This is a genomic window from Halobacteriovorax sp. HLS (assembly GCF_004006665.1).
Classification (GTDB): Bacteria; Bdellovibrionota; Bacteriovoracia; order Bacteriovoracales; family Bacteriovoracaceae; genus Halobacteriovorax.
The window spans coordinates 1-18,480 of sequence record NZ_QOCL01000013.1 but is presented as its reverse complement, the minus strand read 5'-3'; the positions used below and the strand labels follow the sequence as shown (position 1 = coordinate 18,480).

The window sequence follows — 18,480 nt, the reverse complement described above, 5'->3', positions numbered from 1 at the left end:
CAACACTACTCATATATAGTTCCTAGTTCTGTTTAGATAATTCAATGGATCTATTATATGCGGCATCAAGTGCGTTATCCACCATATTTTTAAAATCCATTTGTTTGAATACTTCTAGGGCCTCGTAAGTTACACCATTTTTACTAGTTACATTCTCACGAAGTCTTTCACTACTATCATTACTATCTAGTTGAAGTTTTGCGGAACCATAAATTGTCCACTTAATCATATCCGTAGCGATTTGCTCTTCTATTCCCATTGAGATCATTTTTTCCGTTAGAAGTCTAGAGAACTCAAAAAGATACGCCGGTCCAGAGCCAGAAAAGCCCGTAATTTTATCGATCTCTAACTCTGATTCAAATGTAAATACTTTAGAAAACTTAGAAAATAACTCAATCAGCTCTTGGCGCTCTGACTTGGAAACTTCCTTAGAAAAGTAAAATGCATTAACACCTGCACCAACTAGTATTGGAGTATTTGGCATAACTCTTAGAACTTTCTGAACACCAAGTAATTTCTGTAAAGTTTCTACAGTTGTTCCGGCCAAGATAGAAATAATAATACTATCTTCATTGAGCTTAGATTTAATATCTTTTGCAAGTTCTTCTAACTGCTGAGGCTTGCAAGAGATCATGAAGTAATTAGAGCTTGGAATCTTATTTAAACTCGTTAGAACTTCTCCAGCGACAATCTGACTTAGTGAAACGGCCTTGGTTTGTGAAGGCGTAAAGAGTGTATAGGACAAATCGGCCTGAGAGTTATAAAGTCCTTGAATAATTGCATTGGCCATATTTCCACAACCAAAACTTAGTAGGGTCTTAGTCATAGAATCACATCCATAGGAGCTCCATGTCTCATAGTATTAACCGCAAATGATCTAATATTAATAAACTGGCGGCAAATCCTTTTAAAGTCATAAATATCACTAGAGTCATACTTAGAAGAAAAGCTTCTCATAACGGTATGCTTATCACTTGCTAAATAACTTGCTTCGATAACTTGCGCTAAATCATCTACAGACCCATCTAGAAGAACATTTTTAATGTCACCAATTTTAAGCGTATCTTCTAATAGTTGATTAGTAACAAAATAAACTTCGAAGTTCTCTTTTGAGAAGCCATACTCAACGAGCACATCTCTAATTCCCATCCACCAATCATAGGCAGCATTATTTCTACATAGAACAGTAACACCTGAACCACAAGCAATGGCCGCCATAGAATGAATAACAATTTCAAAATCTATTGCAGTATTAAAGGAGACAATAACAGTTTTACCAGAAGATAGCTTATAGTCATCATAACTAAGTTGACCTGGAATCTTCTTATTCCAATGCTCTTTGGCCATATACTCTTCGAAATTGTTTACAATCCATTTGTGAAATTTAGTTAAGACAATTTTTTCTTCACCTCGTATCCCTCTAAAGAGATGTTCGAAGTGTCTAGTGAAGTGCGATAACACTTTATCAATTCTTTGCACTCTCCCCTTGGAGCTAAGTCCACTATCACGACTAAGATCAAAGCTATACTCACTTCCAAGCTCAGTCTTGCTATCCTCTCTTTTAAAGTCTCTCGCAGGATTTAGGTGCAAATAACTTAGATAGGCCTTCCCACCAGCGTTCGGTCCTGTTCCAGATAATTTAAATCCACCAAAAGGTTCAATTCCTACACGAGCTCCAGTAATAGTTCTATTCACATAGATATTACCGCTTTCCATTTTTGAAGTTAAATAATCAATATCATCTTGTGACTGACTAAAAACTCCTCCCGTCAGAGCGTACTCAGACGCATTATAAATTCGTAAGGCCTGATCTAGATGATTAAAGCCAACAATATGTACAACAGGTCCAAATAACTCTCTAAGTGCAAAGCTCTCTTTATTAATCGCACGAGTCATCGGCAATTCAATTACAGTCGGACCTACACAATATCCAGGTAAATCATCTTTAGATCTATCAATATGTACTTTTCCACCAAATTCATTGGCCTCTTTTGTCGCCAACTCAACTTGTGAGATTAATCTCTTCTTATCTTCTAAAGTGATGACAGGGTTAATCGTTGTTTTAAAATCATAAGCAACGCCAACTTCAATTGTATGACATGCTTCTTTAAGTCTTTCGATGAGCTTATCTTTTACAGCATTATCGACCAAAACCCTTGAAGCAGCAGAACACTTTTGACCTGCGTGACCAAAGGCCGAATAGAGAATTCCAGAAACAGTTTCATCTAATTCAGCATTAGCTGTGACAATAACAGCATTCTTCCCGCCCATTTCAGTTATGATGCGCACAGGGTAAGACATATTTAAGAGTTTATTTTCATAGATTCTCTTATGCGCTGTTTTCGCAATTAGAGTTCCTACAAACTTTGAACCTGTAAAAACAATACCAGCAATTCTTTCATTCTTAACAAGAGCATCACCTACAGTCTCTCCATCACCAGGAAGGTGAATAAGTACATCTTTTGGAACACCACTTGAATGGAGAATATCTACTAGAATCTGTGAAATCAAAGGAGTCTGTTCCGCTGACTTTAGGATCACTGTATTTCCTACAACTAATGAACTAACCACCATCCCACAAGGAATAGCTAGAGGAAAGTTCCAAGGAGAGATAACTGCGATAGCACCTCTTGATTCTAATCTATCATTGTGCTCTTGCAATCTAAACTCTTCTCGAGCGTAGAATGTTAAAAAGTCTATGGCCTCATCAACATCACCGAGGGCTTCATTGATACTCTTGCCTGCTTCATAAACGATCAGAGAAGAAAGCTCATTTCTTCTTGCCAGCATGAAGTTTGCCGCCCTTAAAAGTGTAGATGCTCTTCTTATCCAAGGTGCCTTGGCCCAATCACCACTATTATAAGCTTCATCAACTGTTTGAACTGCTCTATGAGCATCATCAATAGTAGCGAAGTTAATCTCACCAACAAGAAGCTCTGGATTCGAAGAAGAAACGATCTGAGTCTTCTTTCCTTCTTTTACAAATTCGTTATCATAGAACTTTCCAAGAGAAGAGGCTCTAAAAACATCTAATTCACTTTCACTCCATTGCCTTTGCTCATCTAAGTAGGTTCTAAGAGGAGTTACATTGAAAAACTTTCCAGTTAAGTGAGTCTGACTCTTATCACGTTCAAGGTGACCATTTTCAATCTTCTCTCTATGAGTGTCATACGGTGAAACTAGAGAGAGTTGTTTCTTATGGGAGCGCATAATTGTTAGAACACCAACTTGAGAGGAGTTCTCCATAATTCTACGAACGAGATAGGCCATCCCAACAATGAGTGAACCAATTGGCACATAGTTTCTTACGACCCAATTCATCTTGGCCATTGCCGTAGAGAGTGCTTCATAAGTCATATGTAAACATTGGTGTTCAATAATAGGAATATCACTAAAGCGATCATCTCTTAAGGCCTCAGCAAAGCAGTGATCTGCAAAGTTATGAGATGCTAAACAAAGCTGAATATTCTTACTTGCCTCAAAGATTTTAACAATGAGTTGTCTAAAGTGTAGATCAGTTTCTTCTTTATTGAGAAACTCTGGAGCATCAAAACTATGGGCATCTGCTTCCACTGTTTCAGCATCCCAATAAGCACCTTTAACTAGTCTTATTGGCATAACGATGCCTCTTTCATTTGCAAGTTCAACGATTTCATTTAAATGTTCATGAGCATCTCTTAAATATGCCTGTAGAACAATACCTGTAGCACTATAGTCTTTAAGTTCTTCAGTTTCTAAAAGAACCCTCTTATATACTTTGAATACTATATCTCTATAGTCGTAGTGTTCAGCATCGATATTAATGAAGACATCTTCTTGCTTGGCAGCTAATAGAATTTTCTTCAGTCTAGGAGCAACGTGTTCATAAGTATACTCAGGTGCGTAAGGCTTAAAATCCGAACAAAGAGCAGAAACCTTTATAGAAACATGGGCCCTATTAATTCCAGCAGCATTTCTATCACCTTTTTTAACGTGTAATGAAAAACCTTTGATTAGTTTAATGACCTCATTGCAATAATGGTCAGCTTCTTTTTCCGAAACAACAAGCTCTCCTAACTGATCAAGAGTTACATCTCGACCTGTTTCAAAAAGAGACTTTAAGGCCTCTTGTGATGTTTCGATTGTTTCTCCAGCAATAAAGCGTTTGGCCATAAAGCGAACTTTAAAACGTACAATGCTTGCCAAAGACTTTGCCGGGAAGAATTTACAAATATAAAACGCCACTCGACACCAAATAAAAAGAGAAAGCGGCAGTGCTTTATTCTGACCTTTAAGTAGTAATCTTTTTGACTTCATCGAGTCATTGATCAGTCTTCGAATGGCCTCGAGCAGAATTCTCTTAACTTCGTGACCTTGAGTATCGTGGTCTAGTGAAGGAAGAATGGCTAAAAACTTTAATAAGTGAATTCTCAAAAGAGCATACTGGGCAGTAAGACCCAGACCCCAGTCAGAAACTTTTTCAAATAGCGAAGGCGAATATCCATTTAAATATATAAGAAGTTTATCAATCTTCTTAGCCGATTCACCTTCTAGATTTGCATAATACTCATCCTCCATTAAATCAGGAAGCTCAGAGCTCTTAGTAATGACTTGATACACAGAAGGAAAGCTTCTAGAAGAAAGTTCCGCAACTTTTTCTGTATGAGCTTTAAATAGATTTAAAGTATCAAGTTCTTCTTGATCTAAGTTCGTAAGCTTTTCAACTTCAGGAATTAAAAAGAGTTCATAATTTAGACGTGGGCTATAGAGGCGAACAATTTTATCTTCATAAAAGTACCCGACTAAATAAGGGGCACTTCTAAGAATCATCTGCTTTCGAAAATCCCCAAACTCGAGTTTAAAATGCTGACTAAGTTCATTGAGAACACTTTGTTCAACAACACCTTCATTAAGAATAGATTCATTATAATCACTATTGTAAATAACTTTCCAGCCATCTTTTAGCTCAGCAGTTGCCAATGATGGAACTAATGTAATTTTCATATTTCTGATCTCTTTCATTTAGTAATGAATATAAAAAGTTGAATTAAATTAATCGATTATATTTACCGTATTTATAGAAATTAGACTACTAGAAACTACCAAAGTGTAGGCTCATAAAGACGCATGGCACACAAAATAATTCTGTTTGATTTAACCCTGGTTTCGCTTACAATGCTTATATGACAAAAAAGAAAATTCTACTTATAGACGATGAAGAAAGATTATTAGATTTACTTGGAGACTTTGTTGAAGACATGGGACACGATGTGGAAATGCAGCCCAAATCGGCCCTAGCTCTTGAAGCCTTTCAAAATAATCCTAGCGCTTATAAGATGATTATTACCGATCATACAATGCCTGAACTCTCAGGGCTCGACCTCATAGCAAAGGTTAGACTCATTGATACAGACATCCCATGCGTTCTTACCAGCGGTGCTGCTCTTGATGAAATCGACGGCCTACTAGAGAGTGATTCAAATTTTCACTATTTAAAAAAACCTTATAAGAGAAGACATCTTCAAGAGCTCTTAGATAAATTTAACTTCTAAAATTGACACGCCGAGCTCTACTCATTACAATTATTTATAATGGTTAATGTAATCACTTCTGTGGCAATCTACATTTTAATTTTCACTTCTAGCTCATTTGCGCAGAGCTATGACATTAAAGACCTTGAGCAACTAGCTGACAGTAAGAATTATGAAGAATTTCTAGCTCACGCCAGAGATATCAGACCATCTAAAAGAGATAAGTATTGGAAAGACCTGGTTCAGTCCATGGCCATTGGTCAGGTGGATTTTTTAATTGATAAGAAAATCTATAATAAATCTCAGTTCGAGCTTATTGAAAAGATCTCCCTATGGCCAACCCTTAATAGTGATAGCTTTTTTCAAGTAAAAAGAAATAACTATGCACAGAAATACCTTAAAAGTTGTTTCGAGAAGGCGGCTAAATATTGTAAATCTCAACTCTTTAGCTTCTGGCACTCCAGTAATCAAAGACCAGAACTGGCCATGTCACTGGTGGAGTACTTGAAGCTCTACACTGACCATAAAGACTTCTGGGGATTTTATGAGAAAGTAACCAGAAGTGATCTTCAGGAATACTACTGTTCTAAGCCTCACTTAAAGAAAGCAGTTTTTTCTCACTTAAAAAATAACCTCATGGAAATTGAGGATAAGAAAGTTATTAATCGATTTATCAAGGCCAATATCGGCGCCACTTGCTGGTTTAGTATTGTCGATGATCTCAAGGGACTACTTTTTACAAATGCTCCTATAATGAGGGAGTTTGCCTATAAGATTCTTGATACCCAAGACGCTCTATCACAGGTAGAGAGAGATTCTTTTCACACTTTCTATTTGCTAGATAATCCAGTGAATGGAGACCTCTTTAATAGAGCATGGGCGACTGTGGAAACTTTAGGTCAAAACTATGGTAGAAGAATGAATGTTTATAAGTATCTACTCACTCTCGATCCTTTACCGGGAAATATTTTTGCCCACAGAGTAGGACTTAAGAGAGAGGCCGTAGCAGGGCTTTTTCATTCTAACTTCCCAGAGTATATAGATCACTACGCAAGAACTTGTGTAAATTTCTATAAAGGAATTGGAAACTACCCTACCGGTATTCCAACTCTTCACTGTAACGATCTTTTTAAAATAACCAAGGATAGGCCTTGGGTGAATCAAACTCTTAAAATTCAATTCTCTTCAATTAAGAAATAAAAAAGGCCATCAAAAGATGGCCAATTTTATACTTAAAATCTATTCGAAAATTAAGATAGGTGCTTTCCAACGATCCCAGCTAGTTCGAACATAGTGATTTCTTTCTTTCCGAAAACTTTCTTAAGTTTGTCGTCAGCAAGAATATTTCTCTTGTTCTTAGGGTTTTGAAGGTTGTGCTTCTTAATATAATCCCAAATTTTCTTAACTACTTCAGTTCTTGGAACTGCTTTAGCTCCAATTACAGCAGCAAGGTCAGCAGATGGAGTCATTGGCTTCATGAACGCTGCATTTGGCTTTCTTTTAGTTTTAGTTTTCTTTGCTGCTTTCTTAGCTACTTTCTTAGTTGCTTTCTTAGCTACTTTCTTAGTTGCTTTCTTAGCTACTTTCTTAGTTGCTTTCTTAGCTGCTTTCTTAGCTACTTTCTTAGTTGCTTTCTTAGCTGCTTTCTTAGCTACTTTCTTAGTTGCTTTCTTAGCTACTTTCTTAGTTGCTTTCTTAGCTGCTTTCTTAGCTACTTTCTTAGTTGCTTTCTTAGCTACTTTCTTAGTTGCTTTTTTAGCTACTTTCTTAGTTGCTTTCTTAGCAGTTTTCTTAGCTACTTTCTTAGTTGCTTTTTTAGCCACTTTCTTCTTTGCCATAACATCCTCCGAAATTGTGTTATTTGAAATTCTTTATTAATTTTATAATTATTAATAGTCTAATCGAAAGTTTACGAAAACACTTGAGTTTTTTTAAGTTTTTTTAATTTTTTTTTGAAAGGGAAAAAGTGTGGCCCCTATGAAAGTGAGGCCACTTTTGAAACTAAGAAATTACTTTTTGATTTTTTTGATCCACTCAACGACTTGTCCGTTCTCACCTAATCGACGATTAGACTTCTCATAGCCGTGACTCTCATTGAGGGAGTACATTCTAAAATTATCAATACTACAGTAGTGGACGATCTCTTTAACTTTATCTTTACGTGCTTGTACTTCAAAAAAGTCTTTAATTTTGTGAGAAAAACCACTTCCTTGATGAGAGATTTTTATCGATGTATTCTTTGAAAAGAGCGTTTTACCGTCTAATTTATAGAAAAGAGCAGCTATAATCTCTCCATTCTCTTCAACACCATACAATTCCCAACCATCTTTTACTTCTTTCATAATTTCATCATAATTCCAGTTAAACCCTGGTGAATCAGAAAAAGCATCAATGTTGTAATCATAGATTGTTTTAATATCTTTTGAATTATTGGCCTTAATAAACTTTAAACTCATAGCAATCCTTCGCTTTAGTTACTGCAAATCGAGAAATAGAGACTCTTTGCAAGTCTCTATTATATAATATTAAACGAATTTATTTCAAAGAGCTAATAAATGCCGCAAGATCAGCAATATCAGTACTAGAAAGATTCTTTATGAAAGGAAGCATTGTAGGGTTCTTTCTCTCTACACCTGCTTTAAATTGGTTGATTGAGCTAATAATATACCAATCATGTTGCCCGGCTATTTTAGGGGCCTTCATAGCTTCATTACCTTCACCATTTTGTCCATGGCACTGAACACACTTAGCGTATAAAGTCTTTCCACGAGCAGCATCTTGAGCAGCTACAGAAGTTGAAAGTAATGTTATGGCGACAACAAGTCCTAGAAGTTTTTTCATCTCTCTCCCAAATATATCTAAAATTGACGTAATACACTGAATATTAACGATCTTAGCGCTACTCGGCAACCAATTTTATAGTTTCACTATCAATAATGCGTCTCACAACAATTTCCAACTTAGAAAATATGTCTTTAGTTAGCAGCGAATGATCCATTTTAAGACCGTTACTCACGCCTCTAAGCTCTATGAATACTTTCTCATCAGTTAGGTGAACAAGGTGAATTTCATAATTTTCAGAGCTAATGACTTGATGAGTGTTCAGCTTAATAGCAAAGAAGTCCCCAAGTGCAGCTATTTTCTGCACATAACCAGACTCTCTGGAAATATTCCAGCCTTCAATCTCCTCAGAAATCTCATAATAGAAGAGCTCAGCTATAAGTCTATTGATAAATTCACTGATAAAAAGAGTAGGAAAACTCTCCATACACTCAATATGGTTCTCATCTCTTAGAAAGCTATCTAGCTCTCGAGCTGTGAAACTTTTAATTCTCTCTAGGTTCGAATTGTGTAAAAGCTTAGATATTCCAAAGAATATCGCAGATCTCGGGTCACTTAAATCTTGCTCAGAGAGTTGGTAATTGATCTTGGAGACACCATTTCGAGATAGAGTAGCGTAGAAATTTACCGGCAGCTCTTTTTGAAGAGTTAATTCAAAGTGAAGTTCTCCCTCATTTCCTATAAAGCTCTTATCTTGGGAGAATGTATGCATTCTTTTAGAATATTTCATCAAACTAACCTATAAAATTGTGTAACGTTAGTGAATATAGTGCATAAACTAGCTCTTGTGAAAGAAAATATCCCAGACTATCATTATCAAAATCCATTTATACCTAAGGCCATATGAATAAAGAACCTCTCATTGAAAGCTCAGACGTCTTACTTTTAGGGCCATGCTCTATTGTTAACCAGAAGCTTTTTAGCTCTTGCGTAGACACTATGCCTATTTTGGCAGTTGACGGTGGAGTAAAACACCTAAATACAAAAGAATGTATCTCAATTGGAGATGGTGATAGCTCTAATATTAAAATGGATATCAACTTTCCTACTAGAAAATCTCAAAGTGATCTTCAGCTTGCTCTAGAGCACCTATCTCCAAAGAATAAAGCTATTTATGCCTTCGGCTTTCTTGGTGAGAGACGAGATCATGAGTGGATCAACCTAGGGGAATTTACAAGACACACAATGCGCACAAAGTGCCAAGTGATTCTCGAAGGTAGAACTCTATTTCTACCCAAAGGAATCTACGAAATAGAAATAAAGGGTATTTTCAGTCTTATGTCACTCCATGAAAATCGAGTGTCCTTAAGTGGTCAATGCGAATACGGCAATGGTGAGACCTTTGAATTAGGTCCATTATCATCTCAAGGACTAAGTAATATTGGTCACGGAGTCGTGAGAATCGAAACACTCAGCGCGCTTATTGTTCATAGCGTGGAACAAGATCTAGCTTTAGCAAAGTATTTTCCTTAAGTAGTTCGTCATCCATAATTTGCAAACGATACTTACCTACTTTATAGCGCTCAAGTTGATTATCATAGAAAGGGCTAAATCTGTGAGCAGAATTACCTAATGGTAAAATTCCATAGGACTTACCAGGATTTGCAAAGTCAATAATTCGTCTTGTACTTGGCCCAGCTTTGACCGCATGTCCATCTTTACAGCCAACCATACGAAGATTATTAACCTCATTATAAGCACCACTGATCGGAGTCGGACCTATATTAAAAATAAGATCTAGCGGCCATGAGCGTCCAAACGCATGCCTAAATTCGACTTGATGAATAGCGCCCCACTTCCACTTCTTAATATTCTTGCCAAGTTGATCACTCAACTTGGAAATACTTTGTTGAAATGATTTAAAAATGATCTCTTTTTGAGACTCTACCTCACTAGTAGAAATATTATCCCACCACTTATTTTCGCTATCTCTCAGTATTCTTTGTAAGTAGAACCATCGGGCCGAGAGTGCGCAGTAGTCGAGCCGATCTTCTTGATCGAGTTCATCTAGAGAATTCATCGTAATATTAAAGAGTGTCTCATGATAAATCGAGGCCCCAACACTCGTTGCATGAGATAGCCCATCCCAACTTTTTAATTCTGAAAATGCTTGAGCTTCTAGTTTTGTAAATGTGGAACTTTCTAAGTTTTTAACTAATATCTCCAACATCCACTGGTTCTCAGAGTTTTTAATATTATTTTGCAACTCCATAAAAGCTTCGCTATCCCACTTATCTTTAGAGTGTAACTTGGAATAAAGAGTAATAAACCTATCTCTTGGTTGCCATAGCCCCGTAAACTCGGAACTCGCCTCTAGGGGCCGATTATTAGCAGAAATGACAATACCAGAGCTAGGATTTATACTGTGAGGCATTTTTTCAAATGGCATATAACCTACGTACTCTTCATCACCTGCTCCACTAAGAACGCTCATGCCATTTGTTCCTCTGGCCCTTTTTGGATAAAGGCCTAGATTTAGCCTGGCAATATTGTCATCAGAGTCTGCGTAAATAATATTTAATCCAGGAGAAGCTGCAAGTGAGGTTGCCTGTTTAAATTCTTCAAAGCTCTTTGCCTTATTCATTTTCCAAAAGCTCTCGAGAGGTCGGTTAAGAATATGATGAAAGCTCCACTTAAGAGCGATAGATTTAGTTTCAATAATCTCGTCAAGAAGAGGGCCATGCTCTGTCATTCTAATAGGAAGGTGATAATCGTCTTCGCCCTTAACCTTTATTTCTTCACTGAATCGACGAACATCAACTTTCTTTCCTTTGAATAAATACTGATTTCCCTGCTCGACAATCTCTTCTTTAAAGAAATCCATATCATCAAGATACGAAATAGTTATTCCCCAGCCTCTTTTTTCATTATGTGCCATCGCCGCAAAAGGTATACCTGGAATGAAGTGACCATAAGTTTCAAAAGGGTCAGATTCATCATCTACTTTTAAGTGTGCCTCAAACCAGATGCCAGGACTTGATAGAGTTACATGCGGGTCACTAGCTAAAATAGGTGCTCCAGACTTAGATCTTTTGGAGTTAACCGCCCAAGCGTTGGAGCCTTCAAGTCCATAGAAAATTGAAGATATATCTCTAAATCCATTGAAAATTGTCTGTAAATCCCCACTTGCCTTAGCTGTCATTGTAGAGTTGAGTGATGGATCTATCTGGAGATCTTGAAAAAGCTCTTTTGGAAGTTTGTCTTTTAATTGCTCCATCAAAAGATCATGACGAATAAAGGCGGCAAAGGCATAAGAGAAATATCCAATAATTGAATAAGAATCCAGCACATCAAACTCTCGAGGTGTGATATTAGCAACCACAAACTCAATCGGCATGGGACCATTTTTCACAAAGAAGTTCACTCCCTCAAAGAAGGCCGAAACTTCCACAAGCATGTCTTTATTAATAAGTCCTCTATCTAACTTCTCTTTAAAAACTCTTCTCACTCCAATAGTGCGAAAAGTCTTATCAATCTCTAGCCCTTTTTGCCCGATGACTTCACTTAAAGTTCCCGAACCTAATCGACGAAGTAGCTCCATCTGAAAAAGTCGCTCGGAGGCCACCACATATCCTAAGGCGCGATAGACATCTTTTCTAGATTTGGCCACGATATGAGGAATTCCTTCAACATCTCTTGTTACAGATACTTTTTGATCTAAGATCGGCATCTCTAAAGTTCCACTGCCATAGGGAACGGCCCTTTGATAGAGAAAGTAAATCCCTCCAATAAATAGAGAACTGACAATAAGTATGAGTGCAGTAGTGATTTTAATATATTTGTTCATATAGCGGCTTGCTCTTTTTTTCTTCGATAAATTCGATTAGTATTTAAGTATGATAAAACGATTCAATATAATAGATCAAATAAGAGGACTGGCCATAGTTTTAATGGTCATTTTTCATTTTGCCTATGACTTGGATCTTTTCAAGTTTGTAGATATCAATTTTTCAAAAGATATTTTCTGGTTTGAGTTACCAAGAGTTATCGTGTTTCTCTTTCTCTTGGCCATGGGCCTATCCATGCCACTAGTGCACTCTCCTAAAGTGAACTGGAAGAAATTTTGGCCTAGATGGATTAAGATCGCTATTGCGGCGGTCATAATATCTATCTACACCTACTTCGCATTTCCTAAGAATTGGATTTACTTTGGAACTCTTCACTGCATTGCAACGGCTTCACTCTTTGCAATACCATTTATGAAGATTCCAAGAATTTCAGCAGTTCTAGGAGTAATGCTTCTATGTGCCAAACTCTTTCTTGGATGGAATCTTCCTTGGTTTGAGATGGCCCACTCTAGCATGGATTACATCGCCCTCTTTCCATGGGTAGGCTGTGTCTTTATTGGTTTTGGGCTAAATTATTATAAGTTTCACGAACTTACTCTGTTTAACGGCCGCCCTACTAGATTTCTGGAATTCCTTGGGAAACACTCTTTATTGATATACCTTATCCACCAGCCAATTCTCTACTCGATTGTTTACTTAAGTTACTTATTTTTAAAGTAAATAGTTAATCGATGTCTAGCAATCTCAATTGCGACTCCGCCTCTTTCATGATAAAAATTGCGCTAAATTATTAATATATTAAAGGTTAAATATGTCTTTTGATTTACAAAAGAAATTAGGAAAAACAGAGCGCTTCTTTGGAGGCCTTAAATTTGCTGTTATCGTAATCTCCATCTTCTCTGTATTTATGATTATCGGAACATTCTTTGAAAGTTACTACGGTACTGATTTTGCCAATAGAGTAATCTACAAGAGATTTCCATTTATGTTCTTACAATTTGGAATGTTCATAAGTATTTTCTTTGCAATGCTCTTAAGACTGCCTCCTAAGAAGAGGCTATATGGATTCTACACTATTCACACTGGCCTCATTATGATTGCCTGTGGATCTTTTGTGACATGGTTTTCAGGAATTGATGGGCATTTAAATCTAGACCCTAACTCTCCAAATAGAAAAGTTGTTCTAAGTGATGATATCTTAAGAATCATTTATCACGACGAAGGAAAGACGGTTACTAGAAAACTTCCTTACACAGCATTTAGCACAACGATCAATGATAAGTATGAAGATATCGAGATAACGGACTTCTATCCATTTGCTCAAAAAGAAAGAACTTGGGCCACGGCTAGTAATCCTTATCCACTCAATGCCAATATTCACTCTTCTACCTATATTATTTCTAATCCAAATGTGTCCCAAGAGATTACTCTATCCCTTCACCCTGAAGCGACTGAGTTTGAGGCCTCTGTTACTCTAGGTCCACTTAATGTGACTTACCTTCCAAAAGATTTAGCGGGCTGCTTCGCTCTGGATAATAAGTCAGGCTATATTGTTTGGGATAGCAAGAAGAACGAATGTTACACGCCAGAACAAAGAAATATTGAAATTAAACAAACAAGCGAGAAGAATAAGTTCCTTGTTATTCGCGAAGAGGGAAAGCTCTATTCATTCTTCCCAGATTTTAATCCGTGGCCAATAGATAGTGATCTAGAAGTCATAAAAGATAGCCACTTAAGAATCTTTAGTAAGAAGCTCTTTCAAGATAAGCCAAACCTCTTTCTCTTTGGTAGAGAAATCGCCTACTACTCTGATGACAAGTGGACCGTTCAAAAATTTAAATCAGATAGTGACATACTTGAGCTACCTTGGATGGGATTTGAGCTGATCCTTAAAGATCACGAAGAGAATAAATTCCCAAGCTTTAAACCTGTAGCGGTTCGTCCAATTCAAAAAAATGGACAACTTATCAAAGGTCAAACTAAGGCCATCCAAATAAATGTACTCGGAAAGAAGTACTGGGTTCTAGATGATAAGCCAATAACTCTTAGAATAAAGGGAAAGAAAGTATCCTTTGTTTTAGACAAAGAAATTCTTACTCTTCCATTTGAATTTGTTCTTACGAAATTCAAAATGGATAAAGACCCTGGAACAAATAAGCCAGCAAGTTACGAATCTTTCGTAAGAATGTTTACTAGTGAAGGCCCAACTGATCATCATGTTTTTATGAATAACCCTCTAAAGCACGCCGGCTTTACATTCTACCAGGCCAGTTATTCTCAAGACCCAGAAACCGGAAGATATAGTTCTACTCTGAGTGTGAATGTAGACCAAGGAAGACCACTTAAATACCTTGGATCATTACTTCTCGTTCTTGGAGCGATGGGACACTACTTCCTCAATAAGAAGAAATCAAAGAAGTCTCCAGACGGAGACATAATTAAACTAGATACTAAAGCATAATTGCGAGATTTTATGAAATTACTAATACTACTTACATCTTTGTTACTATCTACTCATACGCTATCAGTAACCCAACTCTGTAGCGAAAAGCTTGAGTCCTTACCTATCCAACAAGACGGAAGGGTAAAGCCTTTATATGTTCACGCCAGTGAGATGCTTCGCTACTTAACGGGAAAAGCTAAAACAGAAAAGTATTCTGCTGTGATGGCGTTCTGTCTTCTTTCAAGTGAAGGTTTAGGAATTCCAAGTGATGTGAAATTAGAGGCCAAGATTGAACATGTTGATCTCAAGAAATTACTTGAAATTGGTCAGGCCCATTCAATATCTTTTGACAAGTTAGAGGATCAACTAACTCTACTTCGTTCAGAATGGAGAAAGGCCGAAGAACATAGTAGTTATAAGAAATCTATTGCAACTTTGCTAAATCAAACCAACCTTTATAAAGATATCAAAAGTGCTAACAACTGGTTGCTTCCGATTATAAACTCTAAAACTGATGTAGTCTGGGTACCGATTGGTTCTTACCTAACAGAAGATAAAGTGAAGCAAAGACAGAATGAGGAAAATCCATTCTTATCTGTGCTTTTAAGTGTTAAAGAAGAATACTCCACAAAAGTAAGCACAAAGTATTTAACAGAGCTCTCATTTGTAAAAATGAGGCTACCGAGCATGGCCCTACTATTTACATTCATCGCGCTTTTAACTCTTGTAGGATTTAAGAAGTTTAATATCGCACTGGCGTTTACTGTATTAACTGTTATTGCTCAAACTGCAATTCTCTACTTTAGAGTTACTATTTCAGGTAGAGCTCCAATAACAAATATGTACGAAACGGTTCTCTTTTCAGGATATGGCTCACTTGTTTTAGCAATGATTGTTGGTCACTTTAAAAATGAAAAACTCTATATCTTTGTTGGACTGGCCTATAACTTCTGTACACTCATGATGCTTAATTTTGCTAATGGAATGTTATCTAGCTCAATCTCCCCACTCGTTCCTGTACTAAGAGATAACTTTTGGCTATCAACTCACGTGACGACTATTATTCTATCCTACGGTGCACTCGCTCTTAGCTGGGTACTTGCTAATACTGTTTTAATTAAGAAAAAATTTGCAGTAATGAGTAAGCAAGATGAAAATTACTATAGTGAACTAATCTACACATGTTTAAAGTACGGAACGATTATGCTAGCAGCGGGAATTATTCTCGGTGGAGTGTGGGCCGATTACTCTTGGGGAAGATTTTGGGGTTGGGACCCTAAAGAAACTTGGTCACTCATTGTACTTTGTCTTTACATGGCCATACTTCACGGTAAGTACACGAACTGGATTCCTAATCATAGATTCTTCTTACTTGTTGCCGCGGCCTTTATGTCAGTAATGATGGCCTGGTTTGGTGTGAATTATATTTTGGCCTCTGGTCTTCACTCTTATGGATTCAGTGAAGGTGGAGCTCTTTTTCTAGGCTCATTCTTTGCGGTACAAACAGTACTTCTAATAATTACATATTCATCTTTTTCAATTAAAGGGCACAATTCCAATGCTTAATATTGCCAATATTTCAAAACTTCAAGGTGGTGAAACACTTTATTCAAAAGTTAACTTTCAAATCAATCCTGGTGAGAAAGTAGGACTTGTTGGCCCAAATGGTGCTGGTAAGTCTACTCTCTTTAGAATGATTATTGGTGAAGATAGACCTGATGAAGGTCAAATCTCTATTCCTGATAAACTAAGATTATCCTACTTTTCCCAAAATGTAGGAGAGATGAAAGGTAGAACGGCACTAGAAGAAGTTGTCGAAGGTGATGCCTCTATAGCCCAGATGAAGGTTAAACTTAGAGAGTTTGAAGAATTACTCTGTGACCCTGAACTTGATCCAGATGAGATGAATAAGATTCTCGACAGAATGGGCGAAGTTCAAACCAATTTTGAAAAAGTGGGTGGTTATGACCTTGAGACAAGGGCCGAAGAAATCTTAACAGGTCTTGGTATCCTTCCAGAAGATCATCACACAAAGGTTGAAGACTTTAGTGGTGGTTGGAAGATGAGAATTGCTCTAGCGAAGGTACTAGTAACAAATCCTGATCTTATCATTATGGATGAGCCTACCAACTATCTAGATATGGAAACAATCCTATGGCTTGAGAACTGGCTCCAGACTTTTAAGGGTGCAATTTTCATGACGACTCACGATAGAGACTTCATGAATAATGTATGTAAGAAGATAGTTGAAATCGCTAATAAGAAAATCACAACCTATACTGGAAACTACGACTTCTACATCAAAGAAAGTAAAATTAGACTTGATCAGCTAAAGTCTGAACATAAGAGACAACAGGATATGCTGGCCAAAGAAGAGGACTTTATTGCTAAGTTTAAAGCAAGAGCTTCTCATGCGGCCCAAGTTCAATCGAGAGTAAAGAAGCTAGAAAAGATTGATCGTATCGAACTTCCACCGGAAGAAGAAAATATGAGCTTCACTTTTCCTATTCCTCCAAGAGGAAGTGATGATGTTGTCATCATTAAAGATCTTGCAAAGAATTGGGTAAATACTAAAGGTGAAGATATGAATATCTTCTCTGGTCTTACTATGACTATCCATAGACAAGAGAAGATTGCTGTCGTTGGTGTAAATGGTGCAGGAAAGTCTACTCTTTTAAAATGTATTTGTGCTCAGACAGCGCCAACGAGTGGTGAAGTTAAACTAGGACCAAGTATAAATCTTGGATACTTTAGCCAGTTCTCACTGGATGTCCTTAAACCAGAACTCACAGTTCTTGAAGAACTTCAGTCTCACCTATCTCAAGCAACAGACGGATACCTAAGGAATCTTCTAGCAGCATTTCTCTTTAGAGGAGATGATGTTCATAAGAAAATTAAATATCTTTCAGGTGGAGAGAAGAGTCGTCTAATTCTAGCAGTTATCTTTTCAAAAAATAATAACCTACTCGTTCTTGATGAGCCTACAAACCATTTAGATATAGCTTCTAGAGAAGTTCTAATGGAGGCCTTAAAAACATTTGAAGGTACGGTTATTTTCGTATCCCATGATAGGCACTTTCTTCATGAGCTTACAGATAAAGTTATTGAAGTAGATAAAGGTGGAGTTAATCACTATCCAGGAAATTATCAGTACTACTTAGATAAGAAAAGTGGGGCCCTATAAGAGGGCCTGGCCATTATTTCAGATGAAGCTTGTTAGCTCTTTAGATTTAGCCGAAATTCAAGAAATGGTTATTAAAAATCGTCCCATGTTCCTTCATATTCGAATTGAGGAATCATAAAACTTGCATTAACTTTAAAACTTTTTATCTTATCAGAAAAACCGATTTCGAAGAATTCATAGTACTTAACATTGCCATTATCCAAATTCTTCCATAGAAGAATTTTATTCATATCTTCTTTCCATAGATTTATTTCAATAATGTCCTTCTTTCCTTTAGTTTTATTCTTATATCTAGCTACATAAAAATTCATATTCTCAAAGTCAAAATGCTTTATAATTTGTAATTTTCCATATTTCTTAATTAAGCTCTCTTTATATTCCTTAGCACCATATTTATTCATCCAGTCAAGATTAGATAGAGAAAAGTAACTCTCTAGTCCGTATCGCTGCTCAAAAGTCTCACCACTTACTTTAGGTTTAAAACGATCCCTTCGATTTTTTAAATATTCAGTAAACTTAGACTCAATATGCTTAGCAAGCTTTATTGGATCAACACCATAGTGATCCATTGTCCGTAGTGGTGGTCTGTGTAAATATTGAATACTCATTTTTTTAGCAGAAAAATAGGCAAATCCATCTCCAAGACGTATTTTAGCTAATTTAGTTTTTTCATCGTAATCTTCTAAAACTAGTGCTGTCATTAGTACCAAGTCT

The 18,480-nt window shown here is 36.8% G+C and carries 15 protein-coding genes; 7 read left to right on the top strand and 8 right to left on the bottom strand.

Annotation, left to right across the window (positions count from 1 at the left end; genetic code table 11):
- Positions 1-22: 22 nt before the first annotated feature.
- Both proC and DPQ89_RS13405 read right to left on the bottom strand, forming a co-directional pair.
- Complete coding sequence (proC, locus tag DPQ89_RS13410; RefSeq protein WP_127717539.1) at positions 23-826, bottom strand: pyrroline-5-carboxylate reductase; 804 nt, start codon at positions 824-826, stop codon at positions 23-25.
- Positions 823-4,983, bottom strand: a complete 4,161-nt coding sequence (locus DPQ89_RS13405) for a proline dehydrogenase family protein (RefSeq protein WP_164848412.1) — start codon at positions 4,981-4,983, stop codon at positions 823-825. Before DPQ89_RS13405 ends, proC begins: the two co-directional genes overlap by 4 nt.
- A gap of 179 nt (positions 4,984-5,162) precedes the next feature.
- Here DPQ89_RS13405 and DPQ89_RS13400 point away from each other — a divergent pair, with 179 nt between their 5' ends.
- Both DPQ89_RS13400 and DPQ89_RS13395 read left to right on the top strand, forming a co-directional pair.
- The gene (locus DPQ89_RS13400) at positions 5,163-5,531 is read left to right on the top strand and encodes a response regulator (RefSeq protein ID WP_127717537.1); all 369 of its coding nucleotides are present in this window, start codon (positions 5,163-5,165) and stop codon (positions 5,529-5,531) included.
- A 39-nt stretch (positions 5,532-5,570) separates the two neighbouring features.
- Complete coding sequence (locus tag DPQ89_RS13395) at positions 5,571-6,710, top strand: hypothetical protein (RefSeq protein ID WP_127717536.1); 1,140 nt, start codon at positions 5,571-5,573, stop codon at positions 6,708-6,710.
- 50 nt (positions 6,711-6,760) lie between these two features.
- Here the strand turns inward: DPQ89_RS13395 and DPQ89_RS18680 are convergent, their stop codons facing one another.
- From DPQ89_RS18680 to DPQ89_RS13375, 4 genes are all read right to left on the bottom strand, one after another.
- Positions 6,761-7,348 carry an SWIB/MDM2 domain-containing protein gene (locus DPQ89_RS18680; RefSeq protein ID WP_127717535.1) on the bottom strand — a complete coding sequence of 196 codons (588 nt, stop codon included), beginning with the start codon at positions 7,346-7,348 and terminating at the stop codon, positions 6,761-6,763.
- 171 nt (positions 7,349-7,519) lie between these two features.
- Positions 7,520-7,966 (bottom strand): hypothetical protein, encoded by a 447-nt coding sequence (locus tag DPQ89_RS13385; protein ID WP_127717534.1) that lies wholly within the window; start codon positions 7,964-7,966, stop codon positions 7,520-7,522.
- A 79-nt stretch (positions 7,967-8,045) separates the two neighbouring features.
- Positions 8,046-8,351, bottom strand: a complete 306-nt coding sequence (locus DPQ89_RS13380; RefSeq protein ID WP_127717533.1) for a cytochrome c — start codon at positions 8,349-8,351, stop codon at positions 8,046-8,048.
- Between the two features lie 58 nt (positions 8,352-8,409).
- The gene (locus tag DPQ89_RS13375) at positions 8,410-9,081 is read right to left on the bottom strand and encodes a hypothetical protein (protein WP_127717532.1); all 672 of its coding nucleotides are present in this window, start codon (positions 9,079-9,081) and stop codon (positions 8,410-8,412) included.
- A gap of 113 nt (positions 9,082-9,194) precedes the next feature.
- Here DPQ89_RS13375 and DPQ89_RS13370 point away from each other — a divergent pair, with 113 nt between their 5' ends.
- Positions 9,195-9,824, top strand: coding sequence for a hypothetical protein (locus DPQ89_RS13370; protein ID WP_127717531.1), 630 nt, complete (start codon positions 9,195-9,197; stop codon positions 9,822-9,824).
- On the opposite strand, the gene DPQ89_RS13365 is transcribed toward DPQ89_RS13370, so the two are convergent.
- Positions 9,772-12,138 (bottom strand): penicillin acylase family protein, encoded by a 2,367-nt coding sequence (locus tag DPQ89_RS13365; RefSeq protein ID WP_127717530.1) that lies wholly within the window; start codon positions 12,136-12,138, stop codon positions 9,772-9,774. The two genes, DPQ89_RS13370 and DPQ89_RS13365, sit on opposite strands and share 53 nt — an antisense overlap.
- A 49-nt stretch (positions 12,139-12,187) precedes the next feature.
- Between DPQ89_RS13365 and DPQ89_RS13360 the strand changes: the two genes are divergently transcribed.
- The 4 genes from DPQ89_RS13360 (at position 12,188) to DPQ89_RS13345 (ending at position 17,766) form a co-directional block, all read left to right on the top strand.
- Positions 12,188-12,859, top strand: coding sequence for a heparan-alpha-glucosaminide N-acetyltransferase (locus DPQ89_RS13360; protein ID WP_127717529.1), 672 nt, complete (start codon positions 12,188-12,190; stop codon positions 12,857-12,859).
- Positions 12,860-12,950: 91 nt separating this feature from the next.
- Positions 12,951-14,600, top strand: coding sequence for a cytochrome c biogenesis protein ResB (locus DPQ89_RS13355; RefSeq protein WP_127717528.1), 1,650 nt, complete (start codon positions 12,951-12,953; stop codon positions 14,598-14,600).
- A 12-nt stretch (positions 14,601-14,612) separates the two neighbouring features.
- A complete protein-coding gene (locus tag DPQ89_RS13350; RefSeq protein WP_127717527.1) occupies positions 14,613-16,148 on the top strand; it encodes a cytochrome c biogenesis protein in 1,536 nt (511 codons plus the stop codon).
- The gene (locus DPQ89_RS13345; RefSeq protein WP_127717526.1) at positions 16,141-17,766 is read left to right on the top strand and encodes an ABC-F family ATP-binding cassette domain-containing protein; all 1,626 of its coding nucleotides are present in this window, start codon (positions 16,141-16,143) and stop codon (positions 17,764-17,766) included. Before DPQ89_RS13350 ends, DPQ89_RS13345 begins: the two co-directional genes overlap by 8 nt.
- A gap of 71 nt (positions 17,767-17,837) precedes the next feature.
- Here DPQ89_RS13345 and DPQ89_RS13340 read toward each other — a convergent pair.
- On the bottom strand, positions 17,838-18,480 hold a 643-nt coding region (locus DPQ89_RS13340), incomplete at its 5' end, for a hypothetical protein (RefSeq protein ID WP_206611175.1).

Bases quoted from the DNA above. Each gene is read 5' to 3' on its own strand.
- DPQ89_RS13400 (WP_127717537.1), top strand. From the start codon at position 5,163: ATGACAAAAAAGAAAATTCTACTTATAGACGATGAAGAAAGATTATTA.
- DPQ89_RS13355 (WP_127717528.1), top strand. From the start codon at position 12,951: ATGTCTTTTGATTTACAAAAGAAATTAGGAAAAACAGAGCGCTTCTTT.
- DPQ89_RS13350 (WP_127717527.1), top strand. From the start codon at position 14,613: ATGAAATTACTAATACTACTTACATCTTTGTTACTATCTACTCATACG.
- DPQ89_RS13385 (WP_127717534.1), bottom strand. From the start codon at position 7,966: ATGAGTTTAAAGTTTATTAAGGCCAATAATTCAAAAGATATTAAAACA.
- DPQ89_RS13405 (WP_164848412.1), bottom strand. From the start codon at position 4,983: ATGAAAATTACATTAGTTCCATCATTGGCAACTGCTGAGCTAAAAGAT.
- DPQ89_RS13395 (WP_127717536.1), top strand. From the start codon at position 5,571: ATGGTTAATGTAATCACTTCTGTGGCAATCTACATTTTAATTTTCACT.
- DPQ89_RS13365 (WP_127717530.1), bottom strand. From the start codon at position 12,138: ATGAACAAATATATTAAAATCACTACTGCACTCATACTTATTGTCAGT.
- DPQ89_RS13360 (WP_127717529.1), top strand. From the start codon at position 12,188: ATGATAAAACGATTCAATATAATAGATCAAATAAGAGGACTGGCCATA.
- DPQ89_RS18680 (WP_127717535.1), bottom strand. From the start codon at position 7,348: ATGGCAAAGAAGAAAGTGGCTAAAAAAGCAACTAAGAAAGTAGCTAAG.
- DPQ89_RS13375 (WP_127717532.1), bottom strand. From the start codon at position 9,081: ATGAAATATTCTAAAAGAATGCATACATTCTCCCAAGATAAGAGCTTT.
- DPQ89_RS13370 (WP_127717531.1), top strand. From the start codon at position 9,195: ATGAATAAAGAACCTCTCATTGAAAGCTCAGACGTCTTACTTTTAGGG.
- proC (WP_127717539.1), bottom strand. From the start codon at position 826: ATGACTAAGACCCTACTAAGTTTTGGTTGTGGAAATATGGCCAATGCA.
- DPQ89_RS13345 (WP_127717526.1), top strand. From the start codon at position 16,141: ATGCTTAATATTGCCAATATTTCAAAACTTCAAGGTGGTGAAACACTT.
- DPQ89_RS13380 (WP_127717533.1), bottom strand. From the start codon at position 8,351: ATGAAAAAACTTCTAGGACTTGTTGTCGCCATAACATTACTTTCAACT.